The sequence below is a fragment of the Mesorhizobium sp. P5_C1 genome, from assembly GCF_054049815.1.
Map to the genome: position 1 here is coordinate 1 of NZ_JBFULQ010000680.1, position 2538 is coordinate 2538.

3 protein-coding genes are annotated in these 2538 nt (G+C 62.8%); 1 reads left to right on the forward strand and 2 read right to left on the reverse strand.

Annotated features, from left to right (window positions below):
- A partial coding sequence (locus ACXJ7R_RS29825) for a hypothetical protein (RefSeq protein WP_457154955.1) occupies positions 1–1124 on the forward strand: 1124 nt, incomplete at its 5' end.
- A gap of 102 nt (positions 1125–1226) precedes the next feature.
- On the opposite strand, the gene ACXJ7R_RS29830 is transcribed toward ACXJ7R_RS29825, so the two are convergent.
- Together ACXJ7R_RS29830 and ACXJ7R_RS29835 are read right to left on the reverse strand one after the other, a co-directional pair.
- Positions 1227–1400: a hypothetical protein gene (locus ACXJ7R_RS29830; protein WP_167458684.1), complete on the reverse strand. Its 174-nt coding sequence runs from the start codon at positions 1398–1400 to the stop codon at positions 1227–1229.
- Between the two features lie 32 nt (positions 1401–1432).
- Positions 1433–2538: WD40 repeat domain-containing protein (locus ACXJ7R_RS29835; protein ID WP_457154956.1), on the reverse strand; the 1106-nt coding region annotated here is incomplete at its 5' end.

The following is a 2538-nucleotide window of genomic DNA, read 5'->3' on the forward strand; positions in this document are numbered from 1 at the left end:
TTCCAAGATTCTTCGCGGGACAGACCGCCGTCTTCGTGCAGTCGAAAACCCGAGGCGCTGTCGTAGAAGCGTCCTTGGCCCCGGTTTCGGCCAACACCTCACAGACGGGCTACTTCATTCTTGGCGGGCTCACCGCCATCGCGCTTTGTGTGCTGCTGCTCCACTCCCAAAGGATCGACCAAGTCCGCCGCGGCTTCTTCTTGTGGTGCGGTCTGCACACGGGCATGGGGCTGGTCGATTTTATCGGTAAGAATGCAGGATTGGGAGACTTGCTGGCCCCGATCAGAACCGCCAATTACGCACTCATAACGGAAGCGGTCGAGCAAGGATTCGTGCGGATCACGGGACCATTTGCGGAGGCCTCTTCGTTCGCCAGCGTTTCCCTCGCCTGCCTGGCATTCTGCTACACCTACTGGCGAAAGACCAAGTCACGCCTTGCCCAGTGGCTGGCGGGCATCCTGCTCTTCCTGACCATTCTGTCGACTTCATCGACCGCTTACGTCGGTCTTACTCTCCTGTGCCTTCCGGTCGCCTTCTCGATGTTGGTTTCAGTCCTCAGGGGGCGGGTTGAGCGCGAGGACATAATGGTAACCGCTCTGATGGCGATTGGCGTGGTCGCCATCATGGGCGTCAGCCTCTACCATTCCGGAGCCTTGGAGCCTTTCGTCAGGCTGATCAACAGCACCATCATCAACAAAGCGGATTCTGCCTCAGGCCATGAGCGCACCTATTGGAACGTCAAGAGCCTGCAGTCCTTCCTGGACACCAGCGGCCTTGGTGTCGGTTTCGGCAGTTCCAGGGCATCGAGCTGGCCGATCGCAGTCCTTTCCCAACTTGGCCTGTTCGGATCGCTGATGATGGCGATCCTGCTCGGCGTCCTGGTCAGTGGATTGGGACGGATGCGGGAATGGGTGGATCCGGAAACCGAAGCGGTCGTGACGAGCGTCAKGAATGCTTCGCTCGCCGGCATAATTGCCAGTTCACTGTCGGGTGGCAGCGCCGATCCGGGCATCCTCTTCTTCATCGCACTTGCCGTGGTTTGCGCCACGAGGGTCCATGCTCGACGTACGTTGACAGCGTTTGAGCGAACCGCCTGGCATCAGACAGCGGCAGAGGCAGCATGAATAGTCTCGCCGTCTGGCACGGTGTAACCATGGCGTAGCAACGGAGGCAACTCCGCTCCACGGGATCGCCTCGTCGGCTGAGGAACGGACGGTCCCAACAGCCTAGTTGGTCTTCAGCTTGCCGACCCGATTTTCGGCGATCCAGCGGGCGGCCAGGACCAACGCGCCCATGCTGAAATCCTTGCCATGCCTGGCGACCATCTCTTCCGACAGCTTGGCCAGCCGTTCGAAGAATTCGTCCTTGCTCTCGTCCTCGGCGGTGAGTTCGGTCTGCATGTCATTCTCCTGTTTCATGTGGACTGCGTCCGCTATTTGAACATCTGCGCGGGAAAGGTGACGATGGCCGCGGTGCCGTCGACGGTGCCCATCGCCAGATGCCGCCCGTCGCCGGACCAGGCGAGAGCAGTGACAGCGCTGCCCAGGGGTCTGACGAGAAGCTCGTCGCGCGACCCGATCTGGGCGACGATGATACGGCCGTTGGCGTAGCCCGCCGCAATCAGCATCTTCTCGGGGTGCGCCGCCACCGCTTCGACCAGAACCAGCCCGGCGCGACCCGTCTCCAATGCGCCCGAGGTTTCACCGCCAAATGGCGGGGCGGTCATCGACCAGCCGGCGATCCGGAACGCGCCCGAGGCAAACAGCGCATTTGCCGGCGCGCTCCAGCACACCGTCCGAACGGGCGATGGAAATCCCGCGACGATATCGGCTCGGCCATCGGCCAGGCTGATCAGCGCAAAGCCGCCAGTCTCCAGCCCGCAGGCCAACCAACGCCCGTCGCCGCTCCAGCGGATCGATACCGGGCGCGATGAAAGAGAAATGTCTCGTATCAAGGCAGCGTCGCCTTCGACCGACCAGATCGACAGCCCCTCATCAAGGCCGCAGGCGAGGTGTCTCCCACCAGGCGAGAACGCAAGGGCGTCGATGGACGATGTCGTGGCATGTTTCAGCGTCACCGCATCGCCCTGGCCGCTCGACAGGAAGACATCCTTTCCGTTGCTGACGGCCGTCAGCGTCGACCGGGTGCTGTAATCCATAGCCACGATCGGCCCGTCGATCTTGACGAGGGGTTCCGCGACCTCTCCGCCAGCGGTCAGAGGCAACGCTTCGCCGCTGGCCGCGCCGACCAGAAAACCGGAATGCGCATGGGCGGCGAGCGGGACGTCGCCATCTCCGAATGCCGCCGTGGCGATCAATGGCACTGATGGCTTTTCCCGGGGGCGGATCGTCGTCTGGCCGAGATCGTTGCTCACCCTGATCCGCGACTCCGGCGGCTCGTGATCCGCGACCGCGGCAATGGCGACGGTTCCATCGACGGAGGTGAAGGCGACAGCCGAACCGTCGGCGCTGATGCGCAGATCGGCGATCGCCGACGGCCGCTGCCAGCTGCGGGCCAGAAGGTCGAACAAGGTCAGGT